The sequence below is a fragment of the Streptomyces sp. CBMA123 genome (genome assembly GCF_014596465.1).
Classification (GTDB): Bacteria; Actinomycetota; Actinomycetes; order Streptomycetales; family Streptomycetaceae; genus Kitasatospora.
In genome coordinates, this window is sequence record NZ_MECK01000100.1 from 1 (window position 1) to 17,636 (window position 17,636).

The following is a 17,636-nucleotide window of genomic DNA, read 5'->3' on the forward strand; positions in this document are numbered from 1 at the left end:
ACCCGCTCGGCTTCACCGCCGTGCCGACGAGCAGCGCCGACGCCGTGACCGTGCCCGCCGGGTACTCCGTGCGGGTGCTCGCGCCGTGGGGGCAGCCGGTGCGCGACAGCGGCCCGAAGTGGCGCGCCGACGGCGGCAACACCGCGGCGGAGCAGGCCGACCAGGTCGGCTCCCACCACGCCGGACTGCACTTCTTCCCGGGCACCGACGACTCCCGCGGCACGCTGGTGCTCACCCACGAGTCCACCGACGCCGCCCTCCTGTACGGCCGCGGCGGTACGAAGCTCACGAAGGAGCAGGTCGCCAAGGCGCTCGCCGCGCACGGCGTCAGCGTGCTGGAGGTGCGCCGCACCGGCGACGGCTGGCAGCTCGCCGACTCCCCGCGCAACGTGCGCGTCACCGGCGCCACGCCCGTCACCTTCTCCGGACCGCTGGACGCCGACCACCCGGCCCTGAACACGGGCACGCCCGCCACGGGCACGCTCGGCACCGGCGCACACGGTGTGACCCCGTGGGGGACGTTCCTGGCCGGCGAGCAGAACGTCGCCGGCTACTTCGGCACCGACGACACGACCTGGCGGCCGACCCGCGCGCAGAAGCGGGCCGGCGTCAGCGCCCGCGGCGACGGCTACGGCTGGCACCGCGCCGACCCGCGCTTCGACCTCGCGGCGAACGGCAACGAGGCCAACCGCTTCGGCTGGGTGGTGGAGATCGACCCGAGCGCACCCCAGGCGCCGCCCGTGAAGCGCACCGCGCTGGGCCGCTTCCAGCACGTCGGGGCGAGCGTGACCGAGTCCGCCGGCCGGGTCGTGGTCTACAGCGGCGACGACGAGAACGGCGGCTACCTCTACAAGTTCGTGGGCTCGGACAGCTGGTGGCGGCTGCGCTCCCAGGGCCGCAGCCCGCTGGACCACGGCACCCTGTACGTCGCCCGGTTCGAGGACGACGGCACCGGCCGCTGGCTGCCGCTCACCCACGGCCAGGGCCCGCTGACCCCGGCCAACGGCTGGGCCGACCAGGCCGACGTGCTGCTGCGCGCCCGGCAGGCGGCGGACTCCCTCGGCGCCACCCCGCTGGACCGCCCCCAGCAGACCTCGGTCGGCCCGGACGGGACGGCCTTCTGCGCGCTCGCGAACAGCCCCGGCCTCGGCCACTGCTCCTCCGGCCCGAACGCCCACCGGGCCGCGGTCAGCCCCCGCGCCGACAACCCGTACGGCCACATCATCCGGTGGCGGGAGGACGCGAAGGCCGATCAGGGCGAGGGCCGGGCAACCGGCTTCCACTGGGAGGTCTTCGTGCTCGCCGGCGACCCGGCCCACGATCGGCAGGTCCACCTGGACGCCGCCGGCATGTTCGGCTCGCCGACGAACCTGTGGTCCGACGCCGACGGCCGGCTGTGGATCGGGACCGGCATCTCCGCCTACGACCAGAACCGGGCCGAGACCGGCCACGAACACCTGGGCAACAACGCGCTGCTGGCCGCCGACCCGGCCACCGGCGAGATCCGCCGCTTCCTGACCGGCCCGCGCGGCGCGCAGATCACCGGCTCCGTCACCACGCCCGACCGCCGCACCATGTTCGTCAACGTCCAGCACCCGGGCGAGCACACGCTCGCCTGGGGCACGCCCACCCAGGACGATCCCCGCGTGGTCAGCAACTGGCCCGACCACGACCCCGCCGGCCGGCCGCGCTCGGCCGTGCTCGTGATCCAGCGGACGGACGGGGGCGTCATCGGGGCCGCGTGACGCCCCCACCGACGTAGTTCGACGCCCGCCGCATCAGCAAGCTCAGCACGGAATCCGGAGAACCAGATGGTCACCATCATCTCGCGCAGTGAATGGGGCGCCCAGAAGCCCAAGAAGATCGACCCGGACCCCTTCACCCCGTGGAAGGGCGGCGTGGTCATCCACCACGAGGGCGGAGGAAACAAAGCCGTCGATCCTCACGACCAGTGCGCCGCCCTGGTCCGGAAGATCCAGGACGACTCGATGAACTACGACATCATCGACGAGTTCGAGGTCCAGGTCGGCAAGAAGGAAGACCCGTACGACGACATCCCGTACAACTTCGTGGTATGCAAGCACGGCGGCATATACGAGGGGCGCGGAGCCGACCGGCGGTCCGCCGCGAACAGCAAGGAGACGCCCGGGGCCAACAGCGACTACTACGCCATCATGGGCCTGATCGGCTCCGACGACGACGTCACCCCGGCGATGGTCAGGAGCATCACCGTCCTGTGCAGCTACCTGAGGAGCGAGAAGGGCGCGGGCAGCAAGATCCTCGGTCACACGGACGTGCGCCCCAAGACCCACACGGACTGCCCCGGAAAGCTCTACCCGTACGTCCAGCGGGACGAGTTCAGGACCGGCGCGGGCACCGGCGGCGGCCCCGACTCCGACACGCTGCACATCTACGGCCGCGCCCAGTGGGGCGCCCGCCCGGCGAAGGACATCACGCCGGTGGACATCAGCGCCCGCACCGGGTTCACCGTGCACTACTCGGACGGGCCGACCACCCAGACGCTCCGGTCGATCCAGAACTACCACATGGACTCCAACGGCTGGTCCGACATCGGCTACAACTTCCTGGTCGACACCAGCGGCCGGATCTTCGAGGGCCGCGGCTGGTACCTCCAGGGAGCGCACGCCTACGGGGCCAACACCAGCCACATCGGCGTCTGCTTCATCGGCGAGAGTGGGGACGCCACCGACATCGCGCTGTCCGCGATCCGGTCGATGTACGAGAAGGCCTGCGACGTGGCCGGCCACGTCCTCGACAAGACCTACCACGGCATGCTCCCCGGCAACTCCACCGACTGCCCGGGGGCGCAGCTGCGCGCCTGGGTCCAGAACGGCATGCAGGCCCAGGTCCGCCCGATCGACTGGGCCGGCGCGGACTACACCCCGCCGCCCACCGACTCCAGCGGCGCGAACGGTGGCGGCATGACCCAGGTGCGGTCGGTCTCGGCCCAGCAGCAGGCGGTCAACGACCTGGGCTACAGCCCGGCGCTGGCCGTCGACGGCGCCTGGGGCCCGCTGACCGACGCCGGCGTGCGCTGGCTCCAGAACAAGGTCGGCGCCACGGCCGACGGCCTGTGGGGGCCCGGTACCGAGTCGGCGTTCAGGGCCTTCGGGGGCGGCGGCTCGTCCTCCGGCGGCGGCATGTCGTCCGTGCGGTCGGTGGCGCGCCAGCAGCAGGCGGTCAACGACCTGGGCTACAGCCCGGCGCTGGCCGTCGACGGCGCCTGGGGCCCGCTGACCGACGCCGGCGTGCGCTGGCTCCAGGGCAAGGTCGGCACCGCGGCCGACGGCCAGTGGGGCCCGGCCACCGAGTCGGCGTACTTCGCGTACATCGACGACGGCGCCGGCCTCACCGTCGACGGCCAGTTCGGCACCCTGACCATCATGGCCGTCCAGCGGGTGTGCGGCTCCACCCCGGACGGCCAGTGGGGGCCGGACTCCAAGCGGTCGCTGCAGCACCACCTCAATGTGTGGGGCAACGCCGGGCTCGTCGAGGACGGCGACCCCGGCCCCGCCACCTACAAGGCGCTGCAGACCTTCCTCAACGCCTCCGGCGCCGGCCTCACCGTCGACGGCCAGTGGGGCCCGGCCACCATCTCGGCCCTGCAGAACGCGCTGAACCAGGGCAGGTTCTGACCCTTCCGCCCGCCCGATCCGGACCGGCGGCCGAGGCCACCGGCCCGGATCGGGCGGGTCGCGGGGCCTCGCGGGGCCGGGCTTGTCGTTCAGCCGGGGTGATCGTCAAAACCTGTGGGCCGAGCCGCTCGGGCCGTCGCCGGGATGACCGCGTTTCGCTGCTTCGATCCAGGTGACGATGGCTTGGGCGTCGACCGGCCGGGTGGTGTCGACATGCAGGGTCGTCTTCCCCGCGCCGGGCAGCCCGTTGACCAGGACAGCGAGTGGTCCCCTCATGCCGCCACCGCCTTGGCCGGCGGGCCGGTCGGGGCACTCGGCCGCTCTCTCGCCGTTCTGGAGCTTGTCTCGGAAGTGAGCTCTGCTGGGCCCTCGACTCGGGGGCGCCTGGGGAGAATGTGGACCATGGAGGGGAAGTACAGGCTGCAGCGCCAGACGAGCAAGTGGGCACGCTTCGCCCAGGTCACCATGCAGGGCGCCGTCCAGGGCGCCGTGCAGGGCGCCGTGCAGAGCGTCGTGGCCGACGAGCCGGACGTCAGGACGGGCGCCGACGTGTTCGGGTGGCTCGCCCGGTCCTACAGCGCCGAGGTATGCGCCGGCATCGCCGGTGATCAACGGATCCGGGAAGAGGCACAGGAAGGCGCTCGGTATGCGCTCATGCGTCTTCCTGCATCGGCCCGCGGCGTGCTCGTTTCCGTCATCGAGATCGTGGAGATCGTGACGGCCCCAGCAGACACGGGACCGGGCGACGTGAAGTTCGCTGCGGCACAGGCGGTCTGGCAAGCCGTCGGGTGGGCACCGGATCAGCCTCCCTGGATCGGTGATGACGGGAATCCCGTCTTCCCGTAGCGACGTGGGTCCGACGGTCGGCCCCGTGGGGGCCGCTTTTCCGGCGGTGCTCCATCAAGGACGTCACTGGGCGCGGCCGGCCAGCCAGCCGGTCGGGGCCTCGGCACGGATCTCGGCGGCCTGGAAGGTCACGTGCTTGCCCCGGCCGCCGAGTACGACCGTCCTCCCGGTGAGACCGGCAGTCGTCGTAGGCCAGCCGGACCACGCATCCACCTCGAAGCCCGTCACGCCGAGGCACACCAGCACGAACCCGACCGCGTTGTGGCCCCGCTCTCGCCACAGGTCCGCAGCCCCGGCCGGGGCTCCGAAGGCGAAGAACCTCAGGGTGACCGAGGCCTCGCGTTCGTCGATCAGAACAGAGGTCAGTTCGTAGTCACTGAGTGGTGGTGGCGGACGGCCAAGAACCCCCCGGACCGTCTCGGGGCCGGTCAACTCGGCGGACCAGTCCTGGTCACCGTTCATAGAAGGCCTTCGCCGTCGTGGGAGGCAGTACCCGCTCCGGGTTCAGATGCTGGTCGAGCCGGCTCTCGAACCACCGCCGGGCCGTGGAGGGATCGGCGCCGCCGGAGCAGTACGCGTTGAGGTGGCCGACCTTGAGCGCCGCGTGCGCGGTGAAGTCCAGCGAGAGCCCCGGCCCGCTCACCGCGACCGCGATCCGGCGCTCCCGCCCCTCGGCGTAGCAGTCCAGCACGATGTCGACCACGCTGCCGCTGGGCACACCCCGCATCCGAAGGTCCTCACCCACACCCATGAACTCGATCTGCGCCTCGAACCGGTCACACCCGGCCTCCACCCACGCCGGAGGAGCATCGTCCGGGAAGCGCGGCAGCTCGACCCGCAACGTCACGCCGGCGCCGTACGGACTCAACTGCACCGACCTGAGCACCAGGCCTTCCAGGGGCGGCAGTTCGGAGTAGAGCGCGGTCAACCGCTCGGAGCCGACCAGGAGCTCCGACCACGCGTCGGCCGTCATGGGGCACATCCCTTCCCTCGACGAGCGCTCTGAGCTGCGATGATATCCAGTGCGGCAATGTCAGGGAGCGCTGGTTCCGCAGCAGCCGAACGCACACTGCCGCCGGGTTCGCTGAGCGAGCGGCGCGCTCGAACGGCCGGCCACGGACGAGGACGGGGACGGGGACGTCCGCGAAGCCGCACGCTCAGCGCTGGAGGCACCGGTCGGACCCCGGTGAGACAACGGTTGCGCGAGAAGTCGGCCGGGCCGACTTCTCGCGCCGAGGCCGAGCCCCTCAGTGGTGACCGTGGCCCTCGTGTTCGCCGGCGTCGGGGCTGCCGCCCATCATGCGGAGCATCGGGGCGCCGCCGGTGCGGAGGAAGCGGAGGAGCAGCGCCGCGGCCACCAGCAGGAAGGCGATGTTGAGCCACGTCGTGTAGTTCCACTCGATGCCCGACATCGGGATCTCGGCGTCGCGCTGGTCCGGCACCAGGCCGAGGACCCCGAACAGGAACTCGACCACGTACCCGGCGACGACCATCGCCGGGTAGAACGTGCCGAGCAGGAAGAGGGCCATCCGCGCCCCGTAGTACTTCCGGTAGATGTTGAGGATCGGCAGGATCAGCAGGTCGGCGAAGATGAACGCGACCACCCCGCCGAAGCTGATGCCGCCCTTCCACAGCACCACCGCCAGCGGCACGTTGCCGATCGAGCAGACGAAGGACGCGATCGCCACCAGCGGTCCGACCAGCGGCCCCCACAGCTTCCCTGCCAGCGGATGGTCGGCGAAGAAGAAGGCCTGCCAGAACGAGTCCGGGACCCAGGCGGCGATCGCGCCTGCGATGAGCAGGCCGATCACCAGGTCCTTGAGGATCGCCGCCCACTCCATCACGAACACGTGCGAGACCGAGGTGAGGCCGCGAGGGGACAGCAGCCGCCGGGCGAAGGAACCCTCGCCGCCCACCGACATGTCCATCGCCGCGTGCCCCTCCATCGACCCCGCCCGCCCGTACGACGCCTGTTGGCGCGCCTCGGCGAGCAGCCGGTCGCGCAGGAACAGCCGGAACAGCGCCGCGAGCAGCAGGATCATCACCGGCCCGCCGACGAACTCCGCCGCGGTGAACTGCCAGCCCAGCAACAGCGCCAGGATCACCCCGAGTTCGACGACCAGGTTGGTGGAGGCGATCTCGAAGGCCATCGCCGCCGTGAAGTTCGCGCCCTTGCGGAACAGCGACCGGGCGAGCGCGACGGCCGCGTACGAGCAGGAGGACGATGCCGCGCCCAGCGCCGAGGCGACGGAGAGGGTGCGCGGCCGGTCGTCGCCGAGCAGCCGTACCACCGTCGCCTTGTGGACCACCGCCTGGACGACCGCGGAGAGCAGGAAGCCGAGGATCAGCGCCCAGGTGATCTGCCAGGTCATCGATCCGGCGATGGACAGCGCGTGCAGGATCGCGTGCATGGCACTCCGCCTTCCCGAGTCTCACGTCCGCGCGACCATATACCTGGACGGGGTATGACGGAACCGTGCCGCGCCGTCGCCGGCGGCGCAAGTGGTGGCAAGCCGGCCGAGTGCGGCGTCCAGCGCGCCCCGGCGGCATCGCCCCCGTCGGCATCGCCACCGTCGGCAGGTACCGGCCGCGGCACGAAGCTGCCGCCCCCACCGCCTCCTCCCCGTCGCACACCGGGCACAGAATCAACCGACCGCCCCCATACCCGACTCGGGCACGTCCCGATCCCAGGAGGAGTCATGCTGCTGCGCACCGGACGCCCGGCCGGACCGCTACGGACCGCCCCGCTCCCCACCGTCGAGACCCGCTCGCCCGGCGCCGACGTCCTCGACTACCTGCGCGCCGCCCGCACCACCGGCGGCCCCGTGCTGGACCTCGGCGCCGGCACCGGGCGATTCGCCGTCCCGCTCGCCCGCCAGGGCTTCGACGTCGACGCCGTCGACCGCGATCCGGCCCGGCTCGCCCGGCTCGGCACCTGGGCCAGCACCCTGCCCGACTCCCACCCCGGCAGGGTCACCACCATCCGCGCCGACCTCGCCGACCTCACCCTCCACCGCCGCTACGGCCTCGTCATGATGGCGGGCGGTCTCATCCTCGAACTCCCCGAAGCCGTACGGCCGGTGCTGCTGCGCAAGATCGCCGCCCACCTGACCAGGAGCGGCGTCCTCGCCCTGGACTGGATCGCCCCCGACCAGCCCGGCGCCATCGCCACCCTGCCGGGCGACCTGCGCGCCTGCGGACTTCGCAGCCTGCGCCGCGACCGCCGACCGCTCGGCGGCGGCCGCTCCAGCGTCTTCCTGGTCTGCGGCCGCCGCGACTGACCGCCGGACGCCGCCGCTCCCGCTTCGAACGACCTTCAGCAGTAGCGGAGTTGCGCCGCCGACGGTCCTGACGAGATGTCAGATGGCCTGATGGCCGGGGCCGGGGAGGAGGCCGGGCCGCAGGGTGGCATCGACGCGGCCGCCGGGGAGGTGCTCGCCCGGGGCAGGCGGCCCCAGCCCCGGATTCCGGCTCCGCGACACCCTTCCGCTTACCCTAGGGGGGTATGGTATGTTCTCCGGCGAAGCAGCCGCCCGGGCCACCCCGGGAGGCGTCGCACGCACTGACGACAGGAGCACACCATGAGCGAGACCACCGTCACCGTCGAGCCGGCCGCCACCGAGGGTTCCTGCTGCGGATCGTGCGGCACCGGTGCCGCCGAGGCCCCCGCCGCCGCCGTCGCCGAGCGCACCGTGTTCCAGGTGAAGGGCATGACCTGCGGCCACTGCGTCAGCGCGGTGACCGCCGAGCTGAAGAAGCTCACCGACGTCACCGAGGTCGCGGTGGACCTCGCCACCGGGCAGGTCACTGTCGACAGCTCCGGACCGCTGGCCGACACCGACGTCGCCGCCGCCATCGACGAGGCCGGCTACGACCTGGTCGGCCGCCTCGGCGCCTGACCCGCCGTCGGCCCGGACGCCAACTGCCGTACGACTCCGTGCGACGACCCCGTCCGTCCGGGCCGACTCCCCTCCCACCGCACCCCGGTAAAGTGAGGACACTCCTCACCGCACGGGAACCGGAGACGGCCATGGCCAGCTACAGCCCCCACAAGGACGACTTCCTCAAGCGGCTGCGCCGCATCGAGGGCCAGATCCGCGGCCTGCAGCGCATGGTCGAGCAGGACACCTACTGCATAGACGTCCTCACCCAGGTCTCCGCCGCCAGCCGCGCCCTCCAGTCCTTCGCGCTGCAACTCCTGGACGAGCACATCGAATGCTGCGTCCGCGACGCGATCGCCGAGGGCGGCCAGGAGGCCAACGCCAGGATCCGCGAGGCCAATCAGGCCATCGCCCGGCTGGTCCGCTCCTGACCCGGACCCCGACGCCGGACACCCTGCACCGGCAGACAGGCCCGCGCACCCCCGACGGCACCCGCCCGCCGGGGGTGCCGCGCGTTACGGGGCAGGGGTATGTCGGGGTGGGAGCATGTCGGAGGCAGGGGCGTGCAGCGCAGGGGCATGCGGGGCAGGGGTACTACCGGGCCGGGGTGTCCGCACCGCCCGCACCCGCCGCCGGCGCCCTGAGCAGCGGTAGGACGATCTCGTCCAGCACCTCGGCGACCACCTGGTCCGACGGCACATCACCCTCGATCAGGAAGGCGTCGCGCAGCAGGTCCAGCGGCAGCGACGCGACCCGCGGGGTGAGCCGCGCCGGGTCGATCTCGCCCCGCCCGGCGGCCCGGCGCATGATCACGGCCAGGGTGGCCACCGGGCCTTGCGCGGTGAGACCGCTGCGAAAGACGACGCGCAGCTCGGGGACGCGCATCAGGTCGACCAGCAGGCCGTGGACGGCGTCGACCGGCAGGTCGTCGAAGCGGTGCAGCAGACTGCGCAGGAACAGCAGCAGGTCGGTGCGCAGGTCGCCGGTGTCGGGCGGCTCCAGGTAGTCCGGGGCGTTGCGGCCGAGGGCGGCCATCACCATTTCGACCCGGTTCGGCCAGCGGCGGTAGAGCACCGGCTTGCTGGTGCGGGCGCGGGCGGCGACGCCGTCCATGGTGAGCCGGTCGTAGCCGTGCTCGGCGAGTTCGGCCCAGACGGCGTCGAGGATCGCCGCTTCCAGCTCGTCCCCGCGCCGCCGTGGAATGCCCGCTCTTCCGCTTGTCACCGGTTCGGTACCCGATCCTCGTAGATACGTTGCGTTTCCTATCGGGGTCAGCTTACAGTCGAAGACAAGAAACGCGCCGTATCCTACGGCCGAGCGGAGGGGGACCCGCCATGCGCACCTCACCTACCACCGACATCCTCGTCGTCGGCGCCGGCCCGGTGGGCCTCGCGCTCGCCATCGGGCTGGCCCGCTCCGGCGTCGACTGCCGGATCATCGAGCGGGACGCCGGGTTCCGCACCGCCGGCGTCCGCGGCAAGGGCATCAACCCCCGCACGCTGGAGGTGTTCGACGACCTCGGCGTGGTCGATCAGATCCTCGACCGGGGGGCGCTCAACCTCAGGATCCGCTCCTACGAGGGCACCCGGCTGGTCCAGGAGGTCGACCCCGGGGCCACCCAGCCCCCGACCCCCGACCGCCCGTACGCCGGCATGCTGCTGATCGCCCAGCACCAGACCGAGGCCGTGCTGCGCGACCGGCTCGCCGAGCACGGCGTGAAGGTCGAGACCGGCACCGAACTGGTCGACTGCGCCCAGGACGCCGACGGCGTGCTCGCCACCCTCCGACAGGACGGCCGGACGACGCAGCTGCGCGCCCGTTACCTGATCGGCTGCGACGGCGGCCGCAGCACCGTCCGCAAGCTGGCCGGCATCCCCTTCCTCGGCGAGACCTGGGACGAGGAACGTTTCATCATGGCCTCGATGGACCTGGACGGCCTGGACCCGGACCACCTGCACATCTGGAACCACCCGAAGTTCGGCGGCGGCGCCATGACGCTCGTCCCGATGCGGCAGGACGGCACGTGGGCGGTGCACGCCGCCGTCGAACCGGACGAGCACGGCGAACTGCCCGCCCCCACCCTGGAGACCTTCCGCCGGCTCTTCGCCGAACGGGCCGGCCTGCCCGGGGTCCGGATGCACGAGCCGATCTGGTCCACCGTCTGGCGCCCCACCGTGCGACTGGTCGAGCGCTACCGCGACGGCCGGATCCTGCTCGCCGGGGACGCCGCCCACTGCCAGTCCGCGGCCGGCGGCCAGGGGCTGAACACCGGCGTCCAGGACGCCCACAACCTCGGCTGGAAGCTCGCCGCCGTACTGCGCGGCGCGCCCGAGGCGCTGCTCGACAGCTATCAGGACGAGCGCCTGCCGATCGCCCGGGCCAGCCTCGCCGCCACCTCCGCCCACCACAAGGCGGCGTTCAGCGGCGACGGCGCCAAGGTGCTCACCGACCAGTTCCGCACCCTGTCCGTCCAGGGCATCGACCTCACCGGACTCTCCGTCGACTACCGCGGCGGGCCGATCGGCCGCGACCTGGACACGGCCACCGGCATCCGGGCCGGCGACCGGGCCCCGGACGCCCCGTGCGCCACCGCGGACGGCACGCCCACCCGGCTCTTCGAGCTGTTCCGCGGCCCGCACTTCACCCTGCTGGCCTTCGGCGGCCACCCGGCCCTGACCGACCCCGCAGAACCGGCCGACCTCTCCGACCTCCCCGCCCTGCGGGTGGCCACCGTCCGCGACCCCGACGGCCACGCCGCCCGGGCGTACGGGGTGCACGGCGACGCCGTGGTGCTGGTCCGGCCGGACGGCTACGTCTCGCTCACCGGGGCCACCGCCGACCGGGCCACGCTCGCCGAACACCTGCGGGCGTTCGCCGTCTGACCCGGGGTTGACGCCCGCCCGGGGCTCACAACCCCGGCGGGCGTCAACCCAGCCCCGCCGCCCGCTCATCCGCGTCGGCGAGCCGGAAGAACACCACCGGAAGTCCGAGTTCGATCCCCATCAGCACCAGCTGGAACCAGTGCGGCCGCCCGTCCACCGCGAGGCCCAGCACCCGGCCGAGGCCGCCCAGCAGGAACACCGCCGCCAGCCACCGCACCACCCGCGCCGGCACCGGCGCCTGCCGGGCGGCCCAGATCCAGGCCGCGCCGTAGCCGGCGAAGACCGCGCCCATGAAGCGGCCGAAGCTGTCGACCGTCGGGCCCGGGTCCGCGATCCCGGGGAACCCGACGGCGCCACCCAGCAGGTGTTCGAACCCGATCGCCACGCAGGCGACCCCCATCGTCCATGCGAGTACCCGCAGTGCCTTCGCCATGAGCCGACCACCATCCCATTCAGTGCCTGACGGATCGCCAGGCACTGGTTGACACGTGTCTACCAAGCCGGACTCCACGCTAGCCCCCGCTGGTAGACACGTGTCAAGTAGCCTGTCCGGCATGCCAATCCACGAATCCGGCATGCCGGTCCAGGAGCGCCGCCGGCGCCTCTCCCCCGACGAACGCCGCGCCCAGCTGCTCGCCGTCGGCGCCCGGGCCTTCGCCGCCCGGCCGTACGAGGAGGTGCTGATGGAGCAGGTCGCCGAACAGGCGGGGGTCTCCCGCGCCCTGCTCTACCGGCACTTCACGAGCAAGCACGAGCTGTTCGCGGCGGTCCACCGGAAGGCCTCGGACGACCTGCTGGCCCGGACCAGGTTCGACCCGGCCGACACCCTGGTCGAGCAGTTGGTCGAGGGCATGGACGCCCACCTGGACCACTTCGTCGCCAACCGGCACACCGTGCTGGCCGCCAACCGCGTGCTGGCCGGGGATCCGGTGATCCAGACCATCATCACCGAGGAACTGGACGCCCTGCGCGGCCGGCTGCTCACCGTGCTGCCGCTCGCGGACGAGGGCGCGCGGCTCGCCGTCTCCCAAGTCCTGCGCAGCTGGCTGGTGTTCGTCCGGGTGCTGGTCGTGGACTGGCTGACCGAGCCCAGCTGCACCCGCACCGAACTGCGCGACGCCTGCATCGGCGCCGTGCTGGGCGCGCTGCGTCCGCTGCTGCCGGCCGACCCGGCACCCGAGTGGGGGCGTTGAGACACCGTACGGAGGGTTCGGGGGCGTACCATCGGGCCGAAACGGGAAAACCGTCCTAAGGATCCAATTCCCTCAGAAAATATGACAGTTGGATGCCCGTGCCCCGCAGCGCCGCCGACCCCGAAGGATTCCATGTCCTCCGCCGCAGCCGACACCGGCACCGAACCCGGCACCGAGACCAGCCCCGGCACCGAGACCTGCACCGAGACCGACACCTGCACCGAACCCCGGCAGAGCCACCCGCTCCCCCCGCTCCACCGGCTCCCCGTCACCCCCGCCCAGCCGCCGCACCCGACCACCCTCCCGGACGGCACCCCCGCCTGGCTCGTCACCCGCTACCACGACGTCCGGCAGGTCCTCGGCGACCCCCGCCTCACCCGGAGCGGCCTGCACGAGGTCGGCACCGCGGGCAGCACCGCCGACGTGGCCGCCAACCCGGCCTCGCTGTTCAACCAGGACGGCGCCGCCCACCGCCGCCTGCGCGCCACCGTCCAGAAGGCGTTCACCCCGCGCGCCATCGCCGGCTGGCAGCCCTGGGTCGCGTCCGCCGTCCAGCAGACCGTGGACGCGCTGCTCGCCGCCGGTCCGCCCGCCGACCTGGTCACCGCCTTCACCCGGCCGGTGCCCTTCGCGGTCACCACCCGGCTGATGGGGCTCGACGGGGACGGCCCCGACCGGCTGGACGAGCGGCAGCTGCGGCACTGGACCCTCGCCCTGCTCGCCCAGGGCGGCGACCCGACGCCGGAGCAGGGCCGGGCGCTCGCCGAATTCGGCGCCTTCACCGAGGAGTTGATCGAACGCCGGCGTCGCGCGCCCGGGCCGGACCTGGTCAGCCGCCTGGTCCGGGCCGCCGACCAGGACGGCGGCATCCCCGCCGACGCCCTCGCCTTCCTCGTCCTCGGGCTCACCGCGAGCGGCAACGAGAGCGTCACCGGCGCTCTCGGCAACGCCCTGGTCTACCTCCTCGGCGAGCGCCCCGAGCACTGGCCCCGGCTGGCCGACCCGGGCATCACCGAGCACACCGCCGAACGCCTGCTGCACTTCATCCCGTTGGGGGACGACGAGGCCACCGTGCGCCGCGCCACCGCCCCGGTCGAGGTCGGCGGCGTGACCATCCCGACCGGGGCCGTCGTCGCCGCGAGCCTCGGCAGTGCCAACCGCGACCCCGCCGTCTTCCCCGCCGGGATCGCGGCCGACCTCGCCGCCCCGCTCGACGCCCCCACCCTCGCCTTCAGCGTCGGGCCGCACTTCTGCATCGGCGCCTGGCGGGTCCGGCTGGAGATGCGCGAATCCCTCCGCCGGCTGGCCACCGCCCTGCCCGGTCTGCGCCTCACCACCCCGGTGGAGCAGCTCGGCTGGCAGCTGGGCGGCACCACCCGCAGCCCGGCCGCGATCCCGGTCAGCTGGTGAGGCCGGTCGGTGAGGCCTGGTCGGTGAGGTCAGCCGGTGAAGTCAGTCGGTGAGGTCAGCCGTCCAGCAGGGCGCGCTCCCAGTGCGCCTCCCGCTCCTCGATGTACTCGGCGTCGCCGCGCCAGGTGTCGCCGTGGCCCTCCGCCCACAGCCGCGCCCAGGGCTGCTCGCCCCGGCCGGCCCGGTCCCGCAGGAAGTCGTGCATGGAGCGGGCGCGCCGCCCCAACAGCGGTACCAGGCGGCGCCGTTCGGCCTCGTCGAGCCCGTACGCGTCGGCGAAGACCCGCAGCCGCTCCCCGGCGTCGGCGGGCCGCCAGGCCGGGTCCGTCCGCAGCGGGACGAAGCCGTGCAGCGCGTAGGCGACGTCCCACAGCCGGGAGCCGGGGGCCGCGACGTCCCAGTCGATGAAGGTGAACCGCCCGTCCCGGCCGGCCACCAGGTTCCACGGTGCGAGGTCGTGGTGGGCGATGATCCCACCACCCTCCCCATCCCCGTCCCCGCCACCGTCCTCGCCATCGCCCGTGCCTTCCCCCTCGTCCGGGATCAGCACCTGCCAGCAGGCGTCCGGCGGGGGTGTGAAATCCCTGACGGCGTCGTGGAACTCGCGGACCAGCCGGGCCACGTCCGCCAGCCGGTCGCGCGGCCGCACCAGGGCGAAGCGGTCGGGCCAGACCACCTCGCCCGGGACGAAGTCGAGCACCTCCCGCCCCTGGTCGTCCAGCCCCAGGGCCCGGGGCGCGCCCCGGAAGCCCACCGCGTGCAGGTGCCCGAGCAGCGCGTGCACGGCCGGGGTCCACGGCCCGGCCGGGCGCCGGACGGTGTCGCCGACCCGTACGACCCCGGCGCTGACGTTGCCGCCCGTCAGCGGCTGTTCCTCCGCAGGGCTCATCGTTACGCCCACAGTCCCTCGCCCAGCACCCCGCCCTCCCGGGCCCCCGGCAGCACGTACACCACCGCCGAAGCCGTGTGCACCAGGAACGGGTTGAGCGCGTCCTTGGCCGCCAGCCGGTTCTGCACCCGGGTGAACTGCTCCGGGTCCCGCACGAAGGCGCAGAACAGCAGGCCCCGGTCGTCGGGGGCGTCGTCGTAGCTGTAGCCGCGCCGCAGCATCCGGGCGCCGGAGTCCAGCCGGGGGCTGCTGAGGCGGACATGGGCGCTGTTGGGGATGACGTACGAGCCGTCCGGGTTCTTGGCGTAGATGTCCGGGTCGTCGTGCTCGGCCGCGCCGGTGAGCGGGGTGCCGTCGGTGAGACGGCGGCCCATGGCCAGGTTGCGGCGGTCCTCGGGCAGGGCGGCGAAGCCGGCGGTGTCCATCCGGATGCGGCGGTAGACCAGGACGGTGCCGTGCCGGTACGGGCCCGGCGGGCCCCAGACCCACTGCTCGGCCTCCGTCGGGCTCGGGTTGGCGGTGCCGTCCTTGTAACCGAAGAGGTTGCGCGGCGTGCTGCCCGGGGGTGTGCGCGGCAGGAAGCCGGGCTGGGTCCACCGCACGCTCGCGCCGGCCGATCGCGCGACCGCGCCGAGGAGTTCGGCGACCACGGTCAGCGGCCAGCGGTCGGCGGCGCACAGCTGCACCAGCAGGTCGCCGCCGCCGCGCGCCGGGTCGAGCCGGTCCCCCGGGAAGGCCGGGAGGTCCGCCAGCGCGGGCGGGACGTTCAGCCCCAGCCGGGTGGCGAGCCCCGGCCCGACCCCGACCAGGGTGCTGAGCCGGGCCGGCTCCCCGCCCTGGAGGCGCGGGTCGGCCGAGGTGCCGCCCGCCGCCTCGGCGAGCACCCGGGTCAACTCCCCCAGCAGGGAGCGCAGTGCGGCCCTCCCGTCCGAGGTGGCGGCGGGCGCCAGGTCGAGGGCCAGCAGCAGGGTGGCCGGCTGCTGCGGGGCCGTCACCCCGGCCTGCCGCTCGCCGTGGAACGGCACCTCCGGGGCCACCGGGGGCTCCGGAGGCGGGGAGGCGGACCGCCCCTGCCCCAGCGCCACGACCCCCGCGCCGACTCCGGCGGCCAGCACCGCACCCCCGCCCGCGATCAGTGCCCTCCGGTCCACACCGTTCCTGACGGCCCCCGGCTGTTTCCGCGCCTTTCCGGTTTCGGCATGCATGACCGACATTGGAGACGATAGAACACCCCGTATGCAACTTTTGACTGGCTGTCAATCCGTCTCCGAAGCACCGATCCGCCGTGGCCGTCGCCGAGTCCGCGCCCTGCCCACCCTGCTGGTCGCCGCCCTCGCCCTCGCCGGCTGCTCCTCCGCCGGCGGCTCCTCCTCGGACGCCCGGCACCCGGACGGCACGGTGGTCCGCGTCCCGCAGGACTTCCCGTCCATCCAGAAGGCGGTGGACGTCGCCCGCGAGGGCGACACCGTCCTGGTCTCCCCCGGCACGTACCAGGAGAGCGTGCGGATCACCAAGGCCCGGATCGTGCTGCGCGGCACCGACCGCAACACGGTGCTCCTGGACGGCGGCGTCCGCCTGGTCAACGGTGTCACCGTCACCGGCCCCGGCTCGGTGGTGGAGAACCTCACCGTGCACGGCTACCTCGCCAACGGCGTGCTGTTCACCGGCGTCACCGACGAGAAGCTCCAGCAGCGCGGCGCCGGCGGCTCCGCCTACAACCCGTTGGACACCACCCGCTTCCCCGCCGTCCAGGGCTTCCGGGCGACGAAGGTCACGGCTTACAACAACGGTCTGTACGGCATCTACGCCTTCGACGCCCGGGGCGGGATCATCGAGGACTCCTATGCCTCCGGCGGCGCCGACTCCGGCATCTACGTCGGCCAGTGCAAGCCCTGCGACACCCTGGTCCGCGGCAACACGGTGGAACGCAACGCGGTCGGCATCGAGATCACCAACGCCTCGGACAACCTCCACTTCCTCGGCAACCGGGTGGTCGGCAACCGGGTCGGCGTCACCGTCAACTCCAACGACCTGGAGGCGCTGGCCCCCCAGCACGGCGCCGTGATCGCCGGCAACGCCGTCACCGACAACAACGCCTCCGACACCCCCGAGCAGGCCGACGGCGGCTTCGGCATCGGGATCGGGATCGGCGGCGGCACCGCGAACCGGGTCGAACGCAACCTGGTCAAGGGCAACCGCGCGGCCGGCGTCATCATCACCGACCCGCCCGGCCACCCGGCTGCCGGCAACCGGATCCAGGGCAACCGCACCGAGGGCAACGGCGCCGACCTCGTCCTCGCCTCGGCCGACCCCGGCAACTGCTTCACCGGCAACCAGCCCGCCACCCAGAGCCCGGACGGCCTGGAAGCCATGGCCGCCTGCGAGGCCAAGAGCCACAGCCCGCTCACCGCCGGCCGCGCGGCCCCGGTCCAGGCCCCGCCCGGCGTCCCCTTCAACCAGGTCCAGGCTCCGCCCGCCCAGCCGTCGCTGCCCGACCCCAACGCCCCCGGCCGCCCGGCCACCGACCTGCCCGGCCCGGTCGACCCGGACGCCTACCCGCTGCCGGCGACCGCCGACGCCGTCCTCCGGCACTGACCCGCCGCCCCCGGGTGGGCCCCGGCCGCCGAAGCACTGCGGGCCCGCCCGGCTCTCCCCGGCTCCCCCGGCTCCTCTGATGCCCCTGACTCCCCCGACTCCCCGCTCCCAGTCCTTGCCCGTTCCTTTGCCCAAGCACCACTCGGCCGTGCGGCATGATCGGTACCGATCAACCGCCGACCGAGGAGCCCGGATGAACCGCCCCGCGCGCACCGCCGCCGTGGCCGCACTGGCCCTGCTCGCCACCGCCGGCTGCTCGGCCGCCCCCGCCCGGGCCCGCGACC

Annotated in this window: 18 protein-coding genes; 10 read left to right on the forward strand and 8 right to left on the reverse strand. The window is 73.3% G+C overall.

Translation table 11 applies throughout. The annotated features are described in order from the left end of the window. Positions 1-1,745 (forward strand): PhoX family protein (locus tag BG452_RS14145; protein ID WP_223242194.1); only part of this gene is annotated, 1,745 nt, incomplete at its 5' end. Positions 1,746-1,811: 66 nt separating this feature from the next. Continuing rightward, a complete protein-coding gene (locus BG452_RS14150; protein WP_188304628.1) occupies positions 1,812-3,656 on the forward strand; it encodes a peptidoglycan-binding protein in 1,845 nt (614 codons plus the stop codon). Between the two features lie 105 nt (positions 3,657-3,761). Here BG452_RS14150 and BG452_RS14155 read toward each other — a convergent pair whose 3' ends face one another. Further along, positions 3,762-3,932, reverse strand: a complete 171-nt coding sequence (locus tag BG452_RS14155; RefSeq protein WP_188304629.1) for a hypothetical protein — start codon at positions 3,930-3,932, stop codon at positions 3,762-3,764. Between the two features lie 126 nt (positions 3,933-4,058). Between BG452_RS14155 and BG452_RS14160 the strand changes: the two genes are divergently transcribed. After that, the gene (locus BG452_RS14160; protein WP_188304630.1) at positions 4,059-4,502 is read left to right on the forward strand and encodes a hypothetical protein; all 444 of its coding nucleotides are present in this window, start codon (positions 4,059-4,061) and stop codon (positions 4,500-4,502) included. A gap of 63 nt (positions 4,503-4,565) precedes the next feature. Here BG452_RS14160 and BG452_RS14165 read toward each other — a convergent pair whose 3' ends face one another. The 3 genes from BG452_RS14165 to BG452_RS14175 all read right to left on the reverse strand — a co-directional run bounded on the left by BG452_RS14165 (position 4,566) and on the right by BG452_RS14175 (position 6,913). After that, the gene (locus BG452_RS14165) at positions 4,566-4,964 is read right to left on the reverse strand and encodes a hypothetical protein (RefSeq protein ID WP_188304631.1); all 399 of its coding nucleotides are present in this window, start codon (positions 4,962-4,964) and stop codon (positions 4,566-4,568) included. Further along, a complete protein-coding gene (locus tag BG452_RS14170; protein WP_188304632.1) occupies positions 4,954-5,475 on the reverse strand; it encodes an Imm50 family immunity protein in 522 nt (173 codons plus the stop codon). The genes BG452_RS14165 and BG452_RS14170 overlap by 11 nt, the downstream gene beginning before the upstream one ends. A gap of 274 nt (positions 5,476-5,749) precedes the next feature. Continuing rightward, positions 5,750-6,913 carry a permease gene (locus tag BG452_RS14175; RefSeq protein WP_188304633.1) on the reverse strand — a complete coding sequence of 388 codons (1,164 nt, stop codon included), beginning with the start codon at positions 6,911-6,913 and terminating at the stop codon, positions 5,750-5,752. Between the two features lie 288 nt (positions 6,914-7,201). Between BG452_RS14175 and BG452_RS14180 the strand changes: the two genes are divergently transcribed. The 3 genes from BG452_RS14180 to BG452_RS14190 all read left to right on the forward strand — a co-directional run bounded on the left by BG452_RS14180 (position 7,202) and on the right by BG452_RS14190 (position 8,814). Next, the gene (locus BG452_RS14180) at positions 7,202-7,783 is read left to right on the forward strand and encodes a class I SAM-dependent methyltransferase (protein WP_188304634.1); all 582 of its coding nucleotides are present in this window, start codon (positions 7,202-7,204) and stop codon (positions 7,781-7,783) included. A gap of 300 nt (positions 7,784-8,083) precedes the next feature. Continuing rightward, positions 8,084-8,401 carry a heavy-metal-associated domain-containing protein gene (locus tag BG452_RS14185; RefSeq protein WP_188304635.1) on the forward strand — a complete coding sequence of 106 codons (318 nt, stop codon included), beginning with the start codon at positions 8,084-8,086 and terminating at the stop codon, positions 8,399-8,401. A 131-nt stretch (positions 8,402-8,532) separates the two neighbouring features. Continuing rightward, positions 8,533-8,814: a metal-sensitive transcriptional regulator gene (locus BG452_RS14190; protein ID WP_188304636.1), complete on the forward strand. Its 282-nt coding sequence runs from the start codon at positions 8,533-8,535 to the stop codon at positions 8,812-8,814. Positions 8,815-8,977: 163 nt separating this feature from the next. Here the strand turns inward: BG452_RS14190 and BG452_RS14195 are convergent, their stop codons facing one another. Further along, a complete protein-coding gene (locus BG452_RS14195) occupies positions 8,978-9,607 on the reverse strand; it encodes a TetR/AcrR family transcriptional regulator (RefSeq protein ID WP_317621036.1) in 630 nt (209 codons plus the stop codon). Between the two features lie 110 nt (positions 9,608-9,717). On the opposite strand from BG452_RS14195, the gene BG452_RS14200 reads away from it, so the two are divergent. Next, a complete protein-coding gene (locus BG452_RS14200; RefSeq protein ID WP_188304637.1) occupies positions 9,718-11,265 on the forward strand; it encodes an FAD-dependent monooxygenase in 1,548 nt (515 codons plus the stop codon). A 43-nt stretch (positions 11,266-11,308) separates the two neighbouring features. On the opposite strand, the gene BG452_RS14205 is transcribed toward BG452_RS14200, so the two are convergent. Continuing rightward, entirely contained in the window at positions 11,309-11,698 is a 390-nt protein-coding gene (locus BG452_RS14205) for a DUF4345 domain-containing protein (protein WP_188304638.1), read from the reverse strand. 121 nt (positions 11,699-11,819) lie between these two features. On the opposite strand from BG452_RS14205, the gene BG452_RS14210 reads away from it, so the two are divergent. Together BG452_RS14210 and BG452_RS47040 are read left to right on the forward strand one after the other, a co-directional pair. Beyond that, positions 11,820-12,458 carry a TetR/AcrR family transcriptional regulator gene (locus BG452_RS14210; RefSeq protein ID WP_223242195.1) on the forward strand — a complete coding sequence of 213 codons (639 nt, stop codon included), beginning with the start codon at positions 11,820-11,822 and terminating at the stop codon, positions 12,456-12,458. A gap of 132 nt (positions 12,459-12,590) precedes the next feature. Continuing rightward, positions 12,591-13,868, forward strand: a complete 1,278-nt coding sequence (locus tag BG452_RS47040; protein ID WP_188304639.1) for a cytochrome P450 — start codon at positions 12,591-12,593, stop codon at positions 13,866-13,868. 55 nt (positions 13,869-13,923) lie between these two features. Here BG452_RS47040 and BG452_RS14220 read toward each other — a convergent pair whose 3' ends face one another. Together BG452_RS14220 and BG452_RS14225 are read right to left on the reverse strand one after the other, a co-directional pair. Further along, positions 13,924-14,757, reverse strand: a complete 834-nt coding sequence (locus BG452_RS14220; protein WP_188304640.1) for a phosphotransferase — start codon at positions 14,755-14,757, stop codon at positions 13,924-13,926. 2 nt (positions 14,758-14,759) lie between these two features. Beyond that, positions 14,760-15,908 carry a Dyp-type peroxidase gene (locus tag BG452_RS14225; protein WP_188304641.1) on the reverse strand — a complete coding sequence of 383 codons (1,149 nt, stop codon included), beginning with the start codon at positions 15,906-15,908 and terminating at the stop codon, positions 14,760-14,762. An 85-nt stretch (positions 15,909-15,993) separates the two neighbouring features. Here BG452_RS14225 and BG452_RS14230 point away from each other — a divergent pair, with 85 nt between their 5' ends. Beyond that, entirely contained in the window at positions 15,994-17,352 is a 1,359-nt protein-coding gene (locus BG452_RS14230; protein WP_188304642.1) for a nitrous oxide reductase family maturation protein NosD, read from the forward strand. The last annotated feature ends 284 nt before the right edge of the window (positions 17,353-17,636 follow it).